We start from the raw sequence: 19,529 nt of genomic DNA on the forward strand, positions 1-19,529 counted from the left end.
CCACTCTGATTTGCTTGTCACACATTTATGCTTTTGATTCAAAAAGGGTATGATTTGTCGATTGAGACGATTCCTCGTGAAGGGTTTTTGAATACCCTGACGAGTTGATGTCTCCGGTCATGAGATCCAGATTCAACCATACATATTGCAAGGACTGTTCAAGGAGCTGTTGATTCAATTCGTTGATTTCCTTCAAGGAAATCAGCTGCTCCGTCAGCTTGTTTTGTAAAGTATGAGCCTTCATCTGCAAAGGTCCATCCAATTTTGGAATGATGGCTGAAATGGTCGCTTCCTTCAGCTGATGCTGCTTCTGAAGTGCATTTGCCGCATGCTGCCTTCGTTCATTCATCATTTCAATCGCTTTTATATGGGTTTGTTCATCTTTTATAAGATCGTTGAGGCCGCTAATGTCCCCTACTTTGATGACTTCTGTCTTCTTCTCGGCTAAATGCAAAAGGCTTTGGTGCAGTGCCGATAACTTTTCAAGACTCTCGATTAATTGCAGTTGTATGGACATGGCGAATCCTCCTTTTAGACCTACACTTTATATCGGTATTCGGACGGTATAGTTTATAAGACTGAAAGAATTAGTTCTTTTTACGTATAAATATGAATAACGGATTTTAATTTCCGCTCCAGGAAGCTCGCTTTCCGAGGGGCGAGCGTTGAGCCTCCTCGCTCCGCTGTGGGGTCTCACCTGTCTCGCTGATCCCTCCGGAGTCTCGCACCTTCCGCTCCAGTCAACACATTGTGATGAAAGATATACAAGAAACCTATTAAAAAATAAAACTTTCTAGAAATTAACTTTTATCAAGTCTTTGCTGCTATACATTTCTGTAATTTCAGAGTAGTCTTCGCTTTTCCTGGCGGAGTCGCAACTTGCACTCCAACCAACATCACGAAGTCTTACGTATAAATGTTAATGAGCATGCCCTGGATTTCTCCTACCATCCCGAGGATACCCATGCCTTTCTTTTCTTTCTGTAACACTTCGTTGGTCAAATCGATGAGCTTTTTATCCACTTCTTTGACGATTTTGTAGATTTTTGTCCTGCCTCTACGATTGAATCCTCTTTGCTCTTCCAGCTTAAGGCCATTCTTCACGGCATCCTCCATGAAAGCCTTGACGAGCTTTTTATATTTGCGGAGATCTTCAACGGTTTGTGATTTGGCTAAGACCTTTCCTTGTTCTTCTATCTCGCTGCCCATTTTTGCAAATCTATCATATAGGACATTTGTCCGCTTGCTCGCCATTACTTCTGTAAATGAAACGGATTCCGACGCGGCTTCTTCTTTCTTTTGCAGCCTTTGGAGAGTGGATTTTGAAACCTTTTGAACTTCCACAGCTTTCACCTTCGTTCTAGTAGTCTATTACTCTTATTCTAAAATAAGTAAGTTCAAGAAAAAAGAGGAGATGACAAAAATCACATCTCCTCCTTGACCGATTATTTCAATAATTGCAGAACGCCCTGAGGCAGCTGGTTGGCCTGCGCGAGCATCGCCTGACCTGCCTGGTTCAGGATATTGTTCTTCGTGAACTCCGACATTTCCTTAGCCATATCAACATCGCGGATACGGGATTCTGCGGACGTCAGATTTTCGTTGGCTGTCTGGATATTCGTCACTGTGTGCTCAAGGCGATTTTGGACCGCTCCAAGCTTGCTCCGTTCTTCGGAAACCATTTTGATGGCATTGTCAAAAACAGAAATCGCTGAGCTTGCCGCTTCCGCTGTGCTCACATCAACACCGTGGACAGCATTGACACCTGAAGTAGTAAGTGGCGTGAAATCTGCGTTTCTGGCAATCCCAAGTTTCGCAGCATCCATTACGCTGAGGGAAACATCCATCGTTTCCGATTGGTTAGCTCCGATTTGGAAGGAGAGCTTCAAATCTTCCCCTTGATTGGCAGCGAAATCTGCGTCGATCATTTCGATTTCAAGTCCGTTTGTTAATCCATCATCTGTTTTATTCGTTCCAACCGTCAATACATTATTTGAAACAGAATGTACAGGTGCTAGAGCTGACACAGGGTTTGGAGTATCAACTTCTGCTTGCGAAAGAACGTTATTGATTTCATTCAATACGGAAGGAATATCCTTGCCTGTTGGATCAATTGTAGCGGCACCAGATCCATAAGGCGCTGCAGGCGTTCCAAAATTGATGGTTAAACCATCAATTTTTAATTGATCCCCAGCTTTCGGGACTTCCGAAAATGTAATAGCAACAGGAGAAGCAGAAATAGATTGTAAATCCGAGCCTAAAACAGTTGTAGGATTATCTGCGTCATAAGGATTTGTGAAAGAAGTTCCTGATAAATCTGTTGATAAATTCTTATCTGACCCTAAATCTTGCACATCTTTAGGTGACATCATCATATTTGAAGTCAATGAGAGTTTCCCAGCAACAAAGGTTCCCGCATTATCTACGGCATCAATCTTACTAACTGAGAAAGAAGGATCATTTTGATCTATAGCATTTTTAAACGCTGCCATAAGACTATTAACATTGGCTGCTTGATCTGCAGCAGTGGACGCACTATCAATCCAACTAGCAGGATTAACAGAAATATTTCCGCTTACCACACTAGGAGTTGCACTTGTATCAATCTCATAGGTTTTCCCATTGATTGTAATGGTCTTTCCATCAATATTCGCTGCAGTATCTGATCCAAGAGCGGAGTCAAAATTCACATCCGCCGCAGCCGGTGAAGTCGGTTCTGCATTCACCTGTCCTGCCCATTTGCCAAGCCCTTGATAGCTGATTTTATCCGAACTGATTTTTGCAAAGCCTGTTCCTTGCTCAGAGCCGCTGAACAGCTTCTTTTGGTTGAACTGCGTCGTATCGGCAATCCGGTCGACTTCGAATGTCAGCTGATCCATTTCCTGCTGGATGGCACCTCGATCTTCATCCGTCAATGTCCCATTGGAAGCTTGAACAGACAGCTCTCTCATTCTTTGCAGGATGCTGTGCGTCTCATTCAGCGCACCTTCGCCAGTTTGGATTAATGAAACGCCATCAAGTGCATTGCGTTCCGCCATGTCCAAGCCGCGGATTTGTGAGCGCATTTTTTCTGAGATGGCCAATCCTGCTGCATCATCCGCCGCCCGGTTGATCCTTAGGCCGGAAGAAAGCTTCTCAAGGCTTTTGGATGTATTGAACATCGTTTGAGATAGGTTGCGATACGCATTAAGCGCCTGGATATTATGATTGATTCTCATTGGTTATTTCCCCTCTTCTACTGTATTCGTATCTCTCTCGTATACAAGGACTTGTTTTTCGTATGCATTTGCTTTTTGTCGTTTATAATCTGCCTTCACATTCGGTTTTTCCTTCAAGGACGCATTCCACGCATCGGCAATCCGATTCAGAATCTCCAAGACTTCCTTCAGGATGACCGGATCTTTTTTCAAATTTCCTTCGATCACCCGTTCGGCCATATAGTTATAAAGGGCATCCAATTGATCGGCGATGATCCCTGCTTCGTAATTAAGGCCGACACCGAATCTATGTAAAATATCATTCACATTTTTCAGCTTTATGTTTGCATCAATAAATTGCTTATTGTATATATCATGAATGGCATTGCTTAAATCGTCTATTGCCGCTTCGTATAAGAGCGACGTAATTTCTTGGGGTGACTTTTGATAAATCAATTCTTTTGTTAAAAATTCCATTTACCCATTCCTCCTGCTACTGTTTTTATCGGTCCGTGTGCAATGAAGTTAATAACTTTTTTCCATTTCTTCGATCAGAAGCAAAATTTCAGCAATGACGGAGTATAGCTGCGGAGGAATATTATCCCCAAGATCGATGTCCAGGAGGTGCTTGACAAGGCCGGCATCCTCCTGCATTTGGATATTGTGCTGTTTGGCCAGCTCGATGATCCTTGCTGCCAATGCACCAGAACCTTGCGCGACAACCGAAGGCGAGCCTCCCTCCGACTCATCATAGCGAACGACAGCCGCAGAAGGTCCGTTCAATGCCCTTTTGTTTTTTTGATTAAAGTATTGAGGCATCATATCGAAAAATCGTATCCTTTCTCCGTTATGATCGGCTGTTTAATGGATTGTTTTTCGTCGGCAGGCGTCTGCTTCTTCTCGACATGAAGCGACGAAAAATGAATGCCGCCAATTCCATAGCCGATTTCCTCGAGCCGTTCCTTCGCAATATCCGTCAACGGTTCCATCTTCTCTTTAAATCCTTGACTGTCATTTTTTATATCAATGGATAGATTTCGGTTGTTCGTCTTGAGGGAAATGCCTAAATCTCCAAGCTTCTTCGTCTCCAATAAGAAGAAGAGGCTGCAATTTTCCCAATCTATTTTTTGAGAATGCCCATTGGAATTAATATAGACCTTTACATTTTCCACCTGATCCTTTAAAACGAGCGGCAAGTTGAACATCATACTCTGAAGCCCAGAAGCGTCATTTTTGCTGAGGAGCTGCTGTCCGGTCATATTTTGCAGCATGGCATCCACTTTACCTGAATGCTGACCCGCACTGTCCGGATCGTTTTGCAGCTGCAATAATATATTTTTCAAATTGGATTCAGGTCCGCTGCTTTTTCCATTTTGAGCTAGTGCTTGTGCATGCTCCGCCTCGTGGGTCAAACCGAGCTGACGCATATATTCGAAGACGCCTCTTGCAGAAGGCTGCTGCTTTAAGCCTATCTGGGCTTGGTCGAATGCCTCCAGCAGCTGCTTCCCTGGCGAGGATGGCTGGAGCTGTGCTACTTCCTTTGAAACAAAATGCTGCATGCGGGTATCCGATGGCTTGAACATGATTTTATCTACCATCTTTTTAATATCTGCAACGATTTTCCGGGCTTCAGGATACTCACCCTGTGCAAGCAGCTGCTTCGCCTGTGATAGCTGAGAACTGGCGGTCAATAGCTTCTTTTCTGTTTTCATATCTGTATAAAGCATGAAATCGCTTCGCAGGATGGTTTGATCAAGCTGTTTGATGGTCGCTTCCAGCAGCGGCTTGGCAGCGGGTGTCTTCCCGATGCCCTGCTCGATCGTTTGCAGGTTTTTCGTGATATCCTGCTTAAACGATTTAAAGTCAATGGCCGCTTGCGATAGCTTCATAGAAATGGTTTTGACGATAAAATCCTTCGACTCGAAGGGAATGCTTGCAAATAATTCGTCATTGAGCTGATAGCTGTCATCGGCCTTTTGTGGATGACGGTCAGCCTGTTTCTTATTCACTTCCGCTGCGACACTTGTCAATGTGCTCATCAATTCCTGTCTGGCAGCCATTTCCTTTCCGATGTCCAACAGTTTCTTTGCTTTCTCCCCTGACTGCTGAATGGAAGAAACGAGATCACTTGGCAGCTGTGGAGACATGTTTTCAATTTCTTGAATGACACGGGCTAAGTCAGGCTCTTTTTTGATGGCTTTGATCATGTCATTCACTTTATTCAGCAAAACATTCTCTTGAGGTGCCTCAATAGGAGTAACAGCAACTTCGGTTGATGACTGCTGTTTCAAGGTTGACAACAACAAATTATTAGCGAGCTTCAGCAGCTTTTCAGCGTCAGGCGATCCGGCTTTGCTCTCCGCTAAGCGAAGTAATTGCTCACTTTGAACCACGCTCTTTTTTAAGAGAGCCGATTGCGAAGGATCCTCCTTCATTGCCTCTTTTAATAAAAAAATCGCTTTTTCCAAATCTCCGCTTTTGATGCCTTCCATCGCGGCAGAATATACATCTCCCGGCTTCTGATAGACTTGTCCTTTCACTTCAGAAAAGACAAAGCCACTGTCGATATCTTTTAAATGGTTTGCAAAAGAATCACCGAAGAGCGCTTCATGAACGGACTTCATTTGCAACGGCGTGAAGTCTATTCCTTTTTTTGCTATTAGGGATAAGGTTTCAAGCTTTTCGCTTAAAGTCCCCTCCCCATGTTCAATGAAATTTTTTATATCTTGGAATGTTTGCTTCGATAGTGGAATACCCTTTTTTTGAAGCATTTCCGCTGCAGCCTTTACATCGTCCGTCACTTTCTTTCCGTCATTCAACGCGGTCAAAACAGCTCCATCACTTGGTTTGACTGTGGATGATTGTACATTCGACTGGCTGGCAGCACTTCTGACTAAGGGCGGGGTTTGCTTCGGATCCACAACTTCAATCGTTGTCTTTCCTTGATTGGATATAGGAGGTTGTTCGAATTTTACCTTTATTTCCTGGTTTCTCACTTTAAGGACAGCTTCGTTGTTCGGCAATCTTTCCTTGACGGCGGCATGATAAATATCCCCTTCCTTCAGCGCCAAAGGTGAATCTGAAGGAGCTATGGATGAGACCTTTACATCATTGGTTACTTGCATTTTTTTCACTCTCCACACTTTTCTCCATGTTTGCCGCTCGTCCTTGAGCTTTTCTCAAACGTCCGTGTGTTTATTGATTTATCCTTTATAAAACTTAAATATCCCTTTTGCCACAGCCTTCGGATCGACTTGATATTGGCCGTTTTCAACCTTGGATTTGATTTCCTCGACCTTTGCCTGGCGTTCCTTCATCAGCTGGGAGGATTGCTGCATTTCCTTTGCGGCAGGTGAAATTTCCACTTTATCCGCTCCCATGCTTTTCGCTTTGTTATATTGCTCGATTTTGTTTGCTTGTTTTTTATATGGATTGATTCCTGATGGTCCGATATTGTTTATTTTCATATTCAACCCTCGCTTTCTTTCCGTTCAGATTGGTTTATGGTTATTATATCGGATATCGTTGAGAAATGTTTAGTGATAAGCGTTAGTACGATATTACCAATCTTGTTTTTATGTCTTTTTTCGTGAAGTTTGTTTCATATTTTTAAAAGTGAGTTCTGTTGATTTCCGCTCCAGGATGCTCGCTTTCCGAGGGGAGGTTGGTGAGCCTCCTTTGCGAGGTCTAACCTGTCCCGCTAATCCTCTGGAGTCTCGCACCTTCCGCTCCTATCAACTTCATTCATAGAGTGAAATATTATTAGGAAGTTAAAACAACAATCCTGGAGAAAACAGACCATCCATTACTTTTGTTTCGAAGAATAATATGTGCGGGTTTCACGAGCCCTAAGTTCTTCAGACCGTTTTTGTTCATTCTGAAAAATTTCCAAATCAGTCTTAAGCTCCCCGGAACAATCTGCGCAAAGCTTGCCCTGCTGAATAATTTTTCCGCATTTGTCGCACGGGTAGCCGAGATTCGGGAAGTGCGTGACATTGAGCCTGCCTTTGCGGACGAATTTATGGATGAGATCCTCGGAAACACCGGTCTGTCCTACGATTGTCGGGATCGTTGCTGCACGGTTTTCCCTCTTTTTTAAAAATTGATAAACTTTTTCATAGTCTTTTTCTTCTTGTTTATAGCATTTTTCACAGATATCCCGAAATACACTTTTGACAAATATGCTTCCGCAAGTAGGACAGTTTGTAAGCTCTGCCATCTGTATGATCCCCCTTGTTGACCCTTTTTCTACCTTTTATATCGGAAGAAGACAGGACTTTTTAAGTGCTTCGGGCAATCGTTAAGGAAGAAATTTTTTTCGCGCCGGCTTCCTTGAGATTCTTCGCCGCCTGTCTGATGGTCGTCCCGGTGGTGTAAATGTCATCGATGAGGAGGATTGATTTTTCCTCCAATGCTTCCGATGCAGTTTCATTCAACTGGAAAACCTGCTGCAGGCTGATCCGTTCCTGCCTTGATTTTTTTGACTGCTTTTCTGAATGAAGACGGGTAAGAAGTGAAGTCGTTTTTAAGCCTGCCTCCTTCGCTAGGGCCTCCGATTGATTGAAGCCCCTTTCGTATTGGCGCTCCGGGCTAAGGGGGATGGGAACGATATAATCGTATATTTTTTTCTTAATCAAACGTTTGATTAAATCCGCAAAACCCTTGGCCAGCACGTAATCCCCGCGATATTTAAAGCGAGACAAATATTCTTTCAAAAAATCATTGTACTCAAATAAAGAAGTGTTTCGATCGAGGACTCCCGTCCATTCCTCCTGTTCTTCCCACTTATGGCAGTCCAGACAGATCTCCTCTCGGATGAATTCAGGAGAAATGGCAGCAAGCGGTCTGGAACATATAGCACAGGCCCCTCCTTCTATCTTTTGAAGATTTTTCTTGCAGTCCTCGCACAGCACTTCAAAGCTGATTCCATGGAAAAACGTATTCCAGTCGATTACCGGTACGACTTCCCTGCCACAAAATAAACACGGTTCATTCATGTATGAGCCACCCCCTTTTAGCTCCTTCTTTATTCATTTGACGGATATGGCCAACGGCTTTCACCATCGTCATCGTTTTACCGTGATGAAAGAACGTGATATTCCCTTGCGGCAGGTCGCTCCTCCTGCCGACGCGGCCGGAAATCTGGACGAGTGCTGCTTCTTTGAACCCGAGGTCATCTGCGCCGACGACGGCCACATCCACCCCGGGAACCGTCACTCCTCTTTCCAAAATGGTCGTCGTCAGTAAAATCGGGATATCCCCTCTCCTCATGCTTTTAACTTTCACTTTGCGTTCTGGATCTTCGGCATGAACAGATTGTATATCGGGATGCAGCTGCTGAAAAATCGGAAGTGCCATCTGCATCGTTTCGATGTGAGGGAAAAAGATGAATGCTTGTTTTTGCTGCTGGAGTCGCTCTTTGGACCATACGGCTATGGAATGAGGAAGCTTGCCTTTGCTGATTTTCTTTTGCCAGTTTCCAGCCCAGGCGATATTGGGAACAGGAAGCGGATGGCCATGGTAGCGGACGGGGATTTTGACCGTTGGGAGAGTCCCTTTTCGGCTTTGTTTTTTTAGTTTTGAACTAGGAGTGGCAGTCAATAAGATGAGTGATGATTGCTTCTTACGGGCTTTCTCCACGGCGAACTGCAGGGTCTTATCGTAAGCGTATGGGAATGCATCGACTTCATCGACAATGACGGCATCAAAAGCGGCCTGAAATCGGTAAAGCTGATGGGTGGTTAATAGTGTCAGCGGTGAGTATTCATTTTTTTGCTCGCTTCCGCCAAATAGAGAAACAACAGGGATATGTGGAAAAGCGTTTTGAAGACGCGGCGTAAGCTCATGGATGACGTCCGTTCTCGGGCTGGCGATGCAAATTCGTTTTCCAGTTTGAAGTGCCTCGTGAATGCCGGCAAATAGCACTTCCGTTTTCCCGGCTCCGCACACGGCCCAAACAAGGAGTTTTTGATGGTTTTGAATGGCTGTGACGACCTGCTTCGACGCTTCTTTTTGGCCTTCGGAGAGCTGGCCGTTCCATTGAAGGAAGGGGGCAATTTGATTGTCTCGTGTTGGACCTGTCCACGTTATCAGTGGGGTGCAGGATGAAACACGTCCCATCATAATGCAACACCTGCAATAACGGCATTTTTCCTCATGGCACCGGGAACACGACATATCTCCAAACAGATGCGGATCTCGATTTCCACAGCGCATACAGGATCCTTCTTGAATTCCTTTTTGAAAAGATAAGTGGCCATGAAGGTAATGTTCGTAGAGAGTTTGGAGTGTGAAGGGGATTTCATCAAGTAGGAGGGCTTTTCCGATGAGGAGTTCTTGCAGAGGGGGTGAATAATTGAATTGCTTGAGCGGGATGGTTGAAAGGTGGTCAAAGCGGGCAATTGACTTCAATTGCTGTCGATTTTCCTCTGGGACAAATGGTTCGGGGATTAACCTTTCATTTTTAATGACAAATCTCAATAAGATCTCTCCTTTTTTATTAAAAATGCGCCAGGCTCCTTAAAAAAGCGCTGGCGCTGATGCTGAAATTTTAATGTTTTACGCTGAGGTTATTTTTTACCCAAGTCAGTCCCATCGCGCCTTCACCAAGATGCGTGCCGATGACCGGGCCGAAATAGCTAATGGACATTTCCACGTTCGGATATTTCTGCTCGATTTCCTGCTTCCATTCAAGCGCATCTTCCTTCCGGTTCGCATGAATGATGCAGGCCTGATATTCATCTCCGGATTCCGCATCCTTGCCGAGAAGCTCCTCGATCCGCTTCATCGCCTTTTTGCGTGTACGGATTTTTTCAAACGGCATGATGATTTTATTCTCGAAATGAAGAAGCGGCTTTACTTGAAGAAGACTGCCGATGAACGCCTGCGCACCGGATAAACGGCCGCCGCGCTGGAGATGGGATAGGTCGTCAACCATGAAATAAGCACGCAGCGACTCCTTCATCACATCGAGGCGGGAGATGATTTCACTTGGATCAATAGCCATCGCCGCCATTTTAGCCGCTTCAAGCACATAAAAACCTTGCGCCATGCAGCTGATTTCGGAATCATAAGCGTACACCTCGATCCCATCTACCATGCCGCCGGCCGTAATCGCTCCTTGATACGTGCCGCTGATGCCGCTGGAAAGGTGGATGCTGATCACCGCGTCGTAATCATTTGCCAATTTCTCATAAAGTTCTACCAAGTCACCGACGGATGGCTGGGAGGTCGTCGGAAGCTTGTCCTCTTTCTTGATTTCCTCGAAAAACTCATCCGCTTGAAGATCGACTTCTTCGCGGTAGGATTCCCCGGATAAAATGACATTCAAGGGAATCATATGTATATGATGCTTCTCACGCAATTCTTTCGGAATATACGCGGTGCTATCCGTCACAATTGCCGTTTTCATAAAGGTTACCTCTCTTTTTGTTTTGTCAGTTTGGATGTCGTATATATGGTTTCCATTTTATATGAAAAACTGGTGGATTGCATTAAAAATATTGGCTTTTGGATGCACACATTCTCAGCTATACCGGTTGGTTCGTGTTAACTTATGTTTAGCTTGTTCAGGTGCCGTTTTCGAACGATATCCGAATTTCCGTTAGGAACTGTCTTACATGTGCTGCGAGAGCCGTCAAAACTGCCGAGTCCACACAGCAGTGGGACAAATTGTGCTAATTCATATGGACTTTACGAAAAGTGTGCTGTTTGATCAGTCAAAAGGTGAGAGTTGTGATTTCCGCTGCTGGATGCACGCTTTCCGGAGGGCCTCTTACGATTTGAGGTCGTTCAATGTTGGCAAAGGACAAGGGAAGCTTCGACAGTGGCACATCGTACGAAGAAAAACTCCTGGCGTTTTTCGAGGACGTGCCAAACTTAATCGAACATCAGCCCTAAATCTCCTCGTTGCGCTGCTGGGGTCGCACCATGCCCTGCTTACTTTATTTTTTGCACACAAATCCTAATAATTGCGTGTAAATTCGAATTTTTGCGCGTAAGTCAGATTTTTTGCGCCTAAATCCCATTTTTTGCGTCTAAGTCGGATTTTTTGCGCCAAACATCATTTTTTTGCACGCCACGGCCTATTTCGCCCCTTTATTTCCCCATCCAAAACTTTCTATGTTGACAACTTGTATATACAGGATTACAATAAACCTACAACTTGTATATACAAATCGTTTGCAACTTTATGAAAGCGCATTAATTTTAACGTTTGTTTTTCGCTATTGTAGGGAATTTTTTTAGCAAACAGTTGTAAACGGTTACTTACTTAAAAAATCCGTTCTATAAGGAGGAACAAAGATGAGCGTAAGCAAAGAGTCGGTTCAGCAAATCGTGGAAGCCATCGGCGGAAAAGAAAATATCCAGACAGCAACGCACTGTGTCACTCGACTTCGTTTGGTTTTGGCGGATGAAGGGAAAGTCGACAAAAAGAAGCTTGAGAATATCGATATCGTCAAAGGTTCATTTTCATCAAACGGGCAATTCCAGGTCGTCATCGGACAAGGTCTCGTAGACAAGGCCTATAAGATTTTGGTCGCGGAAACCGGAATTGGTGAAGCTTCCAAGCAGGATGTAAAGGATGCAGCAGCGAAGAACCTCAATCCATTGCAGCGAGCGATCAAGGTCTTGGCGGATATTTTCATCCCGATCCTGCCTGCGATCGTAACAGCCGGTTTATTGATGGGCTTGAACAACATTTTAACTGGTAAAGACATTTTCTATCATGGAAAGTCGTTCATTGAGGTCCATCAAAACTGGAAAGACTTAGCGAGCATGATCAACTTGATCGCGAATACGGCATTTACGTTCCTGCCGGGCTTGATCGGCTGGTCGGCAGTCAAGCGGTTTGGCGGAAGTCCATTGCTCGGGATCGTTCTCGGCTTAATGCTCGTCCATCCGGATCTATTGAATGCATGGTCCTACGGGGATGCTAAGGCGAAAGGCGAAGTTCCTTATTGGGATCTGTTCGGATTAAAAGTTCAGGCTATTGGTTATCAAGGACAAGTATTGCCGATCTTATTCGCATCTTACTTATTAGCCAAGATTGAAACGTTCTTGAATAACCGCGTGCATGATTCGGTCAAATTGCTGGTCGTTGCACCGATTGCCCTTTTAGTCACTGGTTTTGCAACGTTTATCGTCATCGGTCCTGTGACATTCTGGATCGGGAACAATATCACGGATGGCGTCGTTTGGATTTTCAATCACTTTGCTTGGTTGGGCGGATTGATCTACGGCGGACTTTATGCCGTGATGGTTATCACAGGGATGCACCACACGTTCCTTGCCGTTGACCTGCAATTGGTCGGCAGCAAAGGCGGAACATTCTTATGGCCGATCCTCGCGATTTCAAATATTGCACAAGGTTCAGCAGCACTTGCGATGCTGTTTGTCGTAAAAAAAGAAAACGAGAAGCTTCGCGGCCTTGCCGGAACTTCAGCGTTATCGGCTTATCTCGGAATTACCGAGCCGGCGATGTTCGGTGTCAACCTCCGCTTCCGCTATCCATTCATCAGCGCATTGATCGGATCGGCGATTGCCGGGATGATCTTGGCGATGAGCGGTGTGAAGGCGTTCTCCATCGGTGTTGGCGGACTTCCAGGGTTCTTGTCAATCATGCATCAATACTGGCTCGTCTTCTTCATCGGCATGGCCATCGCCATCGTCGTACCGTTCGTACTGACGATTATCTGGTCTCGCTTTGCAAAGAATGACGTTGAAGCATAATTAAATCTAAAAAAAGGTGACAGGCACCATCCAAATTCTGGATGGCGCCTGTCACCCTATCAAAATATGAGGTGAAATTGAAATGACACACGCGTGGTGGAAGAAAGCAGTCGTATATCAAATTTATCCGAAGAGCTTCAATGATACGACCGGAAATGGGGTCGGAGATATTCAAGGAATCACGGAGAAGCTTGATTATTTGAAGAAGCTTGGTGTCGAAGTCATTTGGCTCACACCGATCTATAAATCCCCACAGCGGGACAACGGCTATGATATTAGCGACTACTTTGGCATCCATGAGGAATACGGCACGATGGAGGATTTTGACCATCTTCTTCAGGAAGCCCATAAGCGTGATTTAAAAATCATCATGGACATTGTCGTGAACCATACCTCGACCGACCACGAATGGTTCCAGGAGGCCAAAAGCTCAAAGGACAACCCACTCCGCGATTTCTATATTTGGAAAGACGGAAAGCCTGACGGTTCCGAACCGACGAATTGGCAGTCTAAATTCGGCGGGAATGCATGGAAGTATGATGAAGAAACTGGCCAATATTACCTTCACTTGTTCGATGTCACGCAGGCAGATTTGAATTGGGAGAATGAAGAGCTTCGTGAAAAAGTATATGATATGATGCGTTTTTGGGCAGAGAAAGGCGTAGATGGCTTCCGCTTGGACGTGATCAATCTTATCTCGAAGGATCAGGATTTTCCTGACGATGACGGATCGGTTCCACCTGGTGACGGCCGCAAATTTTACACAGACGGCCCGCGCGTCCACGAATTCATGAAGGAAATGAATCAAGAGGTCTTTTCAAAGTATGACATGCTGACGGTCGGGGAAATGTCCTCCACCTCCATCGATCACTGCATCAAATACAGCAATCCGGAACGAAATGAACTGAGCATGACGTTCAACTTCCATCATTTAAAGGTCGATTATCCGAACGGGGAAAAATGGAGCGTCGCCGATTTTGATTTTCTGAAGCTGAAGGACATCCTTTCGACATGGCAGTCTGGGATGAATGAAGGCGGCGGCTGGAATGCCCTCTTCTGGTGCAACCATGACCAGCCCCGGATCGTCTCGCGCTATGGAAATGACGGAAAATACCGGGTGGAATCTGCCAAGATGCTGGCAACGACGATTCATATGATGCAAGGCACCCCTTACATTTATCAAGGGGAGGAAATCGGGATGACCAACCCCAAATTCACGAGTATTGATGAGTATCGCGACGTCGAATCTTTGAATATTTATGAGATTTTACAAAACAAGGGCAAATCGAATGAGGAAATCCTTGAAATTCTCCGCCATAAATCACGCGACAACTCACGTACTCCCGTTCAGTGGAACAAGGGGGAGCATGCCGGATTTACTGAAGGAACACCGTGGATCAATGTGGCGAACAATTTCGACGAGATTAATGTAGAAAAAGAATTAGAGGATGAAAACTCTGTTTTTTATCATTATCAGAAGCTTGTCGAACTTCGCAAAACACATGATATCATCACGGATGGGGACTACAATCTGATCCTTGCCGATGATCCGCAGATTTTTGCTTACATCCGCAGCACAGATAAGGAAAAGCTGCTTGTCGTGAACAATTTCTATGGAATAGAGGCCGAGTTCACGCTTTTAGCACAAGCTGGCATACATGAGGATTCAAAAAGCGAAATCCTCATTTCCAATTACGAAGACTCACCAAACAATTACAAACAAATCAAGCTTCGACCTTACGAATCAATTGTTTATCATATCAAATAAATGGATGGTGCCAGGCACCATCCATTTATTTTCCATTTCCACTTTTATCTTGCATGACGCTGGTGGCAATGATCTTCCACCCGCCATCTTCTTTATGGAATGTATTGATTTGTCTTGTTAAGCTTTTGGCGCTTTGTCCGGTTTGGGGATCGGTCACCGTCGTTTCAATTTCTGAGAACACATTGGCTTCCTGTTTCTTTTTATCATAGTCCATAATGATGATACTTTTTGGATTCAGTCTTACATCCATGTGATCGAACGTGTTCTTCGTATATTTCTTTTCACTGTCATAGTCAAATGATTTTGGATGTTTGGAAATGATGCTCATATATGCATCTATATCTTCTGAATTGAATGCCTGGAAGTACTTGTCCATCACCTTTTGAAGGGCGAGGCTGTCTTCCTTCGAAATATTTTTCGCTTCCTTGATCGGAGGAGCGCTTGTTTGAGCTTGATCCTGATCTGACGCGCCAGTATCTGTTTTTGTCTTAGCATCCGGCTGGTTTTGATCGACCGAATTTTTTGGCTCGGAGGATTTCTTTTCATCCTTTTGGCTGCAAGCTGAAACGGACAGCAGCAACATTCCTGTGATGACGCCGATTAGAAGTAATTTAAAACGCTTCATGCCTTCACTGCCTTTCTGTGCACCTTGATGTACAACATCTATATTTTAAAGAAATTTCAAACATATCTCAACAATTAATGAACAGATGCGTTTTCCCACCTAGGCTGTGATAAAATAAATTTGGAATTAATGGAATTTAGAATGATGCGTAGGGAAGGTGAACTAGATTGTTTTGGACAATTATCGCTTTTCTTTTAGCCATATTTTATTGGTTCTTCCATATAAGGCTTTTTACTATGTACGTCCGTTATGGCATCCCGCTTGGAGCAGTTATATTTAGTACCTTTACTGTAGTGGTTGATATTCTATTTTTTATACGCCCTTTGATTATGGGGACTTTCATGGATGGGGAAACCTTATTTGGGATGGGTTTCATCAGTTTTCTATTAGGATTATGGCAATTTGCCGTGGTAACGGATGCCCCGAAGGATATTCCCAAGTGGAAAAAAGGCAAGATTTTTTCCGAAACATGGGAAGTGGATATGGGAAACGACGGATTTTAATAAAGGGCTGTTTTCTCACAGATTGGGGATTTCAGCCCGATTGCAGAGGTTGATTGGAGTGGAAGATGCGAAGCTCCTGGAGGCTCACCGCCCGCCCCTCGGAAAGCGAGCATCCTGCAGCGGAAATCAACCTTGCATAGCCTTTTAAAATAGCAGCATACTTTGCGAAATGAATAACGAGCAAGAGAAACGATGGTGATATTCATGACAAAAAACAATAAATATATGCAAATCTATCAAGACCTTTCCCAGCAGATTGAAAAAGGCACTTACAAGCCGTCAGAGACGCTCCCTTCAGAAAACGAACTGGCGGAAATCTATGAGACCTCGAGGGAAACAATCCGGAAGGCCCTAACCCTTCTCTCACAGAAAGGCTTCATTCAAAAAATCCGGGGAAAGGGCTCCATCGTCCTTGATGTATCCAAAATGAGCTTTCCCATCTCTGGGCTTGTCAGCTTCAAAGAGTTGCAGAATTCATTGGGCAGGGAATCCAAAACGATCGTCTATGAATTCGGATTGATCAAAGCGGATGAGGAAATAGCCAACCATTTGAATATGAAGATCGGCGATGAAGTATGGAAGGTCATCCGCGCTCGGCAAATCCAAGGGGAACGAATCATTTTGGACAAAGACTTCTTTCAAAAAAAGCATGTCCCCGTTTTGTCAAAGGAAGCATGCGAAAACTCGATTTATGAATACCTGGAGAACGAGCTGCACATTTCCATCAGCTTCGCCAAAAAAGAAATCGTCGTCGAGCCCTGTACTGAAGAGGATCGGAACTACCTGGACCTGGAGAACTATGATCACGTCGTCGTCGTCAAAAACTATGTGTACCTGGACGACGCAACCCTCTTCCAATATACAGAATCACGACATCGCCTCGATAAATTCAGATTCGTCGACTTTGCGAGGCGCAGACATTAACAACTAGCTTGTTCCTAAATGCGGTCGAAACTGGCCTCTTTGGCGTAGGTGTAGATGACCTGCTCCTTCAATATATTTCATATATGTGAAATAATAGCCCCTCGACAAACAGTTGAAACTAATTAATGATTTCCAAAATGGATCTACCTTTGATTGGAACGGAGGGCGGCGACTCCAGCGGGAAAGTCGAGACACTGGACTGAGCGTAGCAAAGGAAGCCGCTCTGCCCCGCCAGCGGAAGGCGTCCGCCCGCAGTGGAAATCAACGCTAATTAAATTCGTGCAAAAAGAGGTCAATCCCAAAATGCAAGCACTCCGGGATCGACCTCTCTTCATTTATATACATCTATTTTTCACCATAGATTAACTTTTGTACATATTGCAGCAGCCTATCCAACTCCACGCTTAACCGCAGAGTGTCGTGATGGGTCAACCCTTTCTCAAGGCCCGTTTGGATCATCTTTTCCCTTACTAGTTCAATATCCATCTCCACTGCATATTTTGTATCCAAAGCACCTCATCCCTTTTCCCTATTTTCTACCATTATGACACAGGTTCTTCCAAAAAGGAACCTGAAATGACATGATTTTTGATAAAATGTAAACCGATTTCCAACACTAGAAAACAAACAACTCTCTGGTTTCCCAGAGAGCTATTGTGGCGGTCGGTTATCGTACTTCCACCCAACCGTTTTTAATTCCTAATACCACTGCCTGTGTTCGGTCATTTACATTCATTTTTTGAAGAATGTTGCTGACATGATTCTTGACTGTCTTTTCACTGATATAAAGCGCCTCGCCGATGCCCCTGTTGCTTTTTCCATCAGCAAGCAGCTGAAGCACTTCGCATTCGCGGCGGGTGAGCAAATGAAGCGGCCTACGGATTTCAGGCTGCTGATATCCGCTTCCGACTTGGTTTTCGCTTGCCAGTCGACGGAATTCTGCCACAAGATTATGCGTCACTTTCGGATGAAGATAAGATCCGCCGTCCGCAACCACTTTTACGGCTTGCACAAGCGCATCTGCGTCCATTTCCTTCAATAGATAGCCGAGCGCCCCAGTCTTCAATGCGTGAGAGACGTAATTTTCATCGTCATGGATGGATAGGATGATGACTTTGGAATCTGGATATTCCTCCAAAAGCTGCCTTGTCGCTTCGACGCCGTTCGTATTTGGCATATTGATATCCATGATGACGACATCCGGATTATGTTTTTCGACCAATTCCAACGCTTCGCTTCCGTCATCGCCTTCAGCGACGACGTCGAACGTCTTTTCAAAATCTAATATTCTTTTTACTCCTTCACGGAATAATTGGTGATCATCGATAATGACTATTTTAGTTGTCATGTTTACGCCTCCCCTTACCTCTTGAGAAACAAATTTAAGCTGTCATCGGGACTTGGATGACAATCACAGTGCCTGTCCCAATTTTTGAATCGATGCTGATTTCTCCATCGAGAAGCTCAACCCGCTCCTTCATGCCCATGAGGCCGAATGAGCCTTGTTTTTTCTCATTTAAGTCAAAGCCCTTGCCATTATCCTTGACAACGACAAGGACATGATTTTTTCGAATTTCAAGTTTTACATGAATTTCTTTCGCCTGCGCATGCTTCATTGCATTTTGAACCGATTCCTGAATGAGCCTAAACAAAGCTACTTCATATTTCGGTGGAAGCCTGCTTTCATTCCCGATATTTGTAAAGATGATTGAAGTCATTTTGTTATACTCTTCGATCGTATACAAATACTTTTTGAGGGTCGGAACGAGCCCCAGGTCATCAAGCGCCATCGGACGCAGATCGTAGATGATCCTTCTGACTTCGTACAAAGCTGATCGAACCATATGCTTTAAGCTGTTGACTTCATTCAATGCTTCCCTTGCACCGTTTTCTCGATAGACCCGTTCGATCAGGTCTGAACGCATCAAGACATTGGCAAGCATTTGTGCAGGTCCATCATGGATTTCACGGGATAATCGCTTCCGTTCATCCTCCTGTGCTTCGATTATTTTCAAGCCAAAATCCTGCTTTTGCTTCGCATCCTCCAGTGCCTGACCTACTTGCCTCATGTCGCTTAATAGATAGTTGAGGACAATCGTTATTTGCGAAACAAGTTTTTCGGCCCTGTCTATCGTCTCCTGGAGTGATCGAAGCCTTCTTTCTAAATCATCTCTTCGTTCTCTCAGCTGTTTTTCCACTTGCCGATTCATCGTCAGCTTCATTTGCAGCTCGTGCGCCTTTTCGTACGCTTCACGCACTTGCTCTTCGGAATATTGGTTGAAATGCTTGCTGACTTCCAACAATCGTTTCCTGGCGAAGCGAACCTTGATTTCAAGATCGTCGCCTTCCGTGATCACTTGTATGACCATTTGTTTAATGTTTTTCAGTTCTTCAATGAGGGATTCATAGTCTTTGCGGCATTCTTCCCCGATCAGGAAGATTTCGCCCTTGCTTGAATCCACGGTTTCAATCATTTTTTTTAAGATTTCATCTAGTGCTTTTGTGTCGACTTTTTTCAAAGACATGGGATTTCCTCCAAGGATTGCCCTCAGGTTATTAATATTTTATATCGTAATTGGCAACTAAACTATTATTCAGTTATAGAATTATATAATTTAGGTCCAACGATACTCTCTACTAAAAAATATTCTAGCAGTTTCGCGACTATTTTCCTATAATTAGGAGTACTAAAATAAAAAAACAGTCGTAAGACCGAATCAAATATTCAATGTCTCAGAACGATACTGACACAAATAATATTATTCCAGCAAATCACTATA

19 protein-coding genes are annotated in these 19,529 nt (G+C 44.3%); 4 read left to right on the forward strand and 15 right to left on the reverse strand.

Translation table 11 applies throughout. The annotated features are described in order from the left end of the window. Positions 1-25 precede the first annotated feature (25 nt). The 11 genes from D9X91_RS06750 to D9X91_RS06800 form a co-directional block, all read right to left on the reverse strand. The gene (locus D9X91_RS06750; protein WP_121679814.1) at positions 26-517 is read right to left on the reverse strand and encodes a flagellar protein FlgN; all 492 of its coding nucleotides are present in this window, start codon (positions 515-517) and stop codon (positions 26-28) included. Positions 518-906: 389 nt separating this feature from the next. Further along, positions 907-1,344 (reverse strand): YaaR family protein, encoded by a 438-nt coding sequence (locus tag D9X91_RS06755; RefSeq protein WP_121679815.1) that lies wholly within the window; start codon positions 1,342-1,344, stop codon positions 907-909. 101 nt (positions 1,345-1,445) lie between these two features. Next, a complete protein-coding gene (locus tag D9X91_RS23095; protein ID WP_121679816.1) occupies positions 1,446-3,218 on the reverse strand; it encodes a flagellin N-terminal helical domain-containing protein in 1,773 nt (590 codons plus the stop codon). Positions 3,219-3,221: 3 nt separating this feature from the next. After that, positions 3,222-3,674, reverse strand: coding sequence for a flagellar export chaperone FliS (gene fliS, locus D9X91_RS06765; protein ID WP_121679817.1), 453 nt, complete (start codon positions 3,672-3,674; stop codon positions 3,222-3,224). A gap of 48 nt (positions 3,675-3,722) precedes the next feature. Next, positions 3,723-4,019 carry an EscU/YscU/HrcU family type III secretion system export apparatus switch protein gene (locus D9X91_RS06770; RefSeq protein WP_121679818.1) on the reverse strand — a complete coding sequence of 99 codons (297 nt, stop codon included), beginning with the start codon at positions 4,017-4,019 and terminating at the stop codon, positions 3,723-3,725. After that, on the reverse strand, positions 4,016-6,322 hold the full coding sequence (locus tag D9X91_RS06775; protein ID WP_121679819.1) for a hypothetical protein: 2,307 nt from the start codon (positions 6,320-6,322) through the stop codon (positions 4,016-4,018). The genes D9X91_RS06770 and D9X91_RS06775 overlap by 4 nt, the downstream gene beginning before the upstream one ends. Before the next feature lie 78 nt (positions 6,323-6,400). Next, positions 6,401-6,664, reverse strand: coding sequence for a flagellar biosynthesis anti-sigma factor FlgM (flgM, locus tag D9X91_RS06780; RefSeq protein WP_121679820.1), 264 nt, complete (start codon positions 6,662-6,664; stop codon positions 6,401-6,403). A gap of 338 nt (positions 6,665-7,002) precedes the next feature. Then, a complete protein-coding gene (locus D9X91_RS06785; protein WP_121679821.1) occupies positions 7,003-7,416 on the reverse strand; it encodes a TIGR03826 family flagellar region protein in 414 nt (137 codons plus the stop codon). 61 nt (positions 7,417-7,477) lie between these two features. Beyond that, positions 7,478-8,194, reverse strand: coding sequence for a ComF family protein (locus tag D9X91_RS06790; protein ID WP_121679822.1), 717 nt, complete (start codon positions 8,192-8,194; stop codon positions 7,478-7,480). Beyond that, the gene (locus tag D9X91_RS06795) at positions 8,187-9,320 is read right to left on the reverse strand and encodes a DEAD/DEAH box helicase (protein WP_325050501.1); all 1,134 of its coding nucleotides are present in this window, start codon (positions 9,318-9,320) and stop codon (positions 8,187-8,189) included. Before D9X91_RS06795 ends, D9X91_RS06790 begins: the two co-directional genes overlap by 8 nt. A gap of 427 nt (positions 9,321-9,747) precedes the next feature. Then, entirely contained in the window at positions 9,748-10,608 is an 861-nt protein-coding gene (locus D9X91_RS06800; protein ID WP_121679824.1) for a DegV family protein, read from the reverse strand. An 893-nt stretch (positions 10,609-11,501) separates the two neighbouring features. On the opposite strand from D9X91_RS06800, the gene treP reads away from it, so the two are divergent. Both treP and treC read left to right on the forward strand, forming a co-directional pair. Beyond that, positions 11,502-12,929: a PTS system trehalose-specific EIIBC component gene (gene treP / locus D9X91_RS06805; protein ID WP_121679825.1), complete on the forward strand. Its 1,428-nt coding sequence runs from the start codon at positions 11,502-11,504 to the stop codon at positions 12,927-12,929. Between the two features lie 82 nt (positions 12,930-13,011). Further along, positions 13,012-14,697, forward strand: coding sequence for an alpha,alpha-phosphotrehalase (treC, locus tag D9X91_RS06810; protein ID WP_121679826.1), 1,686 nt, complete (start codon positions 13,012-13,014; stop codon positions 14,695-14,697). A 25-nt stretch (positions 14,698-14,722) separates the two neighbouring features. On the opposite strand, the gene D9X91_RS06815 is transcribed toward treC, so the two are convergent. Continuing rightward, a complete protein-coding gene (locus D9X91_RS06815) occupies positions 14,723-15,322 on the reverse strand; it encodes a Cif family virulence factor (RefSeq protein WP_121679827.1) in 600 nt (199 codons plus the stop codon). A 167-nt stretch (positions 15,323-15,489) separates the two neighbouring features. On the opposite strand from D9X91_RS06815, the gene D9X91_RS06820 reads away from it, so the two are divergent. Then, on the forward strand, positions 15,490-15,825 hold the full coding sequence (locus tag D9X91_RS06820; RefSeq protein WP_121679828.1) for a hypothetical protein: 336 nt from the start codon (positions 15,490-15,492) through the stop codon (positions 15,823-15,825). Positions 15,826-16,029: 204 nt separating this feature from the next. Then, the gene (gene treR, locus D9X91_RS06825; RefSeq protein WP_121679914.1) at positions 16,030-16,749 is read left to right on the forward strand and encodes a trehalose operon repressor; all 720 of its coding nucleotides are present in this window, start codon (positions 16,030-16,032) and stop codon (positions 16,747-16,749) included. A 345-nt stretch (positions 16,750-17,094) separates the two neighbouring features. Here the strand turns inward: treR and D9X91_RS06830 are convergent, their stop codons facing one another. The 3 genes from D9X91_RS06830 to D9X91_RS06840 form a co-directional block, all read right to left on the reverse strand. Then, a complete protein-coding gene (locus D9X91_RS06830; protein WP_233569716.1) occupies positions 17,095-17,259 on the reverse strand; it encodes an aspartyl-phosphate phosphatase Spo0E family protein in 165 nt (54 codons plus the stop codon). A 157-nt stretch (positions 17,260-17,416) separates the two neighbouring features. Continuing rightward, positions 17,417-18,097, reverse strand: a complete 681-nt coding sequence (locus tag D9X91_RS06835; RefSeq protein ID WP_121679829.1) for a response regulator — start codon at positions 18,095-18,097, stop codon at positions 17,417-17,419. A gap of 34 nt (positions 18,098-18,131) precedes the next feature. Next, complete coding sequence (locus D9X91_RS06840; protein WP_121679830.1) at positions 18,132-19,274, reverse strand: sensor histidine kinase; 1,143 nt, start codon at positions 19,272-19,274, stop codon at positions 18,132-18,134. Positions 19,275-19,529: the final 255 nt, after the last annotated feature.

This window comes from Falsibacillus albus, from assembly GCF_003668575.1.
In the GTDB taxonomy this organism is placed as follows: Bacteria; Bacillota; Bacilli; order Bacillales; family DSM-25281; genus Falsibacillus; species Falsibacillus albus.

Coding starts and splice junctions, on each gene's coding strand:
- treC (WP_121679826.1), top strand. CDS start 13,012: ATGACACACGCGTGGTGGAAGAAAGCAGTCGTATATCAAATTTATCCG.
- D9X91_RS06770 (WP_121679818.1), bottom strand. CDS start 4,019: ATGATGCCTCAATACTTTAATCAAAAAAACAAAAGGGCATTGAACGGA.
- fliS (WP_121679817.1), bottom strand. CDS start 3,674: ATGGAATTTTTAACAAAAGAATTGATTTATCAAAAGTCACCCCAAGAA.
- flgM (WP_121679820.1), bottom strand. CDS start 6,664: ATGAAAATAAACAATATCGGACCATCAGGAATCAATCCATATAAAAAA.
- D9X91_RS06835 (WP_121679829.1), bottom strand. CDS start 18,097: ATGACAACTAAAATAGTCATTATCGATGATCACCAATTATTCCGTGAA.
- D9X91_RS06750 (WP_121679814.1), bottom strand. CDS start 517: ATGTCCATACAACTGCAATTAATCGAGAGTCTTGAAAAGTTATCGGCA.
- treP (WP_121679825.1), top strand. CDS start 11,502: ATGAGCGTAAGCAAAGAGTCGGTTCAGCAAATCGTGGAAGCCATCGGC.
- D9X91_RS06785 (WP_121679821.1), bottom strand. CDS start 7,416: ATGGCAGAGCTTACAAACTGTCCTACTTGCGGAAGCATATTTGTCAAA.
- treR (WP_121679914.1), top strand. CDS start 16,030: ATGACAAAAAACAATAAATATATGCAAATCTATCAAGACCTTTCCCAG.
- D9X91_RS06790 (WP_121679822.1), bottom strand. CDS start 8,194: ATGAATGAACCGTGTTTATTTTGTGGCAGGGAAGTCGTACCGGTAATC.
- D9X91_RS06775 (WP_121679819.1), bottom strand. CDS start 6,322: ATGCAAGTAACCAATGATGTAAAGGTCTCATCCATAGCTCCTTCAGAT.
- D9X91_RS23095 (WP_121679816.1), bottom strand. CDS start 3,218: ATGAGAATCAATCATAATATCCAGGCGCTTAATGCGTATCGCAACCTA.
- D9X91_RS06815 (WP_121679827.1), bottom strand. CDS start 15,322: ATGAAGCGTTTTAAATTACTTCTAATCGGCGTCATCACAGGAATGTTG.
- D9X91_RS06840 (WP_121679830.1), bottom strand. CDS start 19,274: ATGTCTTTGAAAAAAGTCGACACAAAAGCACTAGATGAAATCTTAAAA.
- D9X91_RS06800 (WP_121679824.1), bottom strand. CDS start 10,608: ATGAAAACGGCAATTGTGACGGATAGCACCGCGTATATTCCGAAAGAA.
- D9X91_RS06795 (WP_325050501.1), bottom strand. CDS start 9,320: ATGATGGGACGTGTTTCATCCTGCACCCCACTGATAACGTGGACAGGT.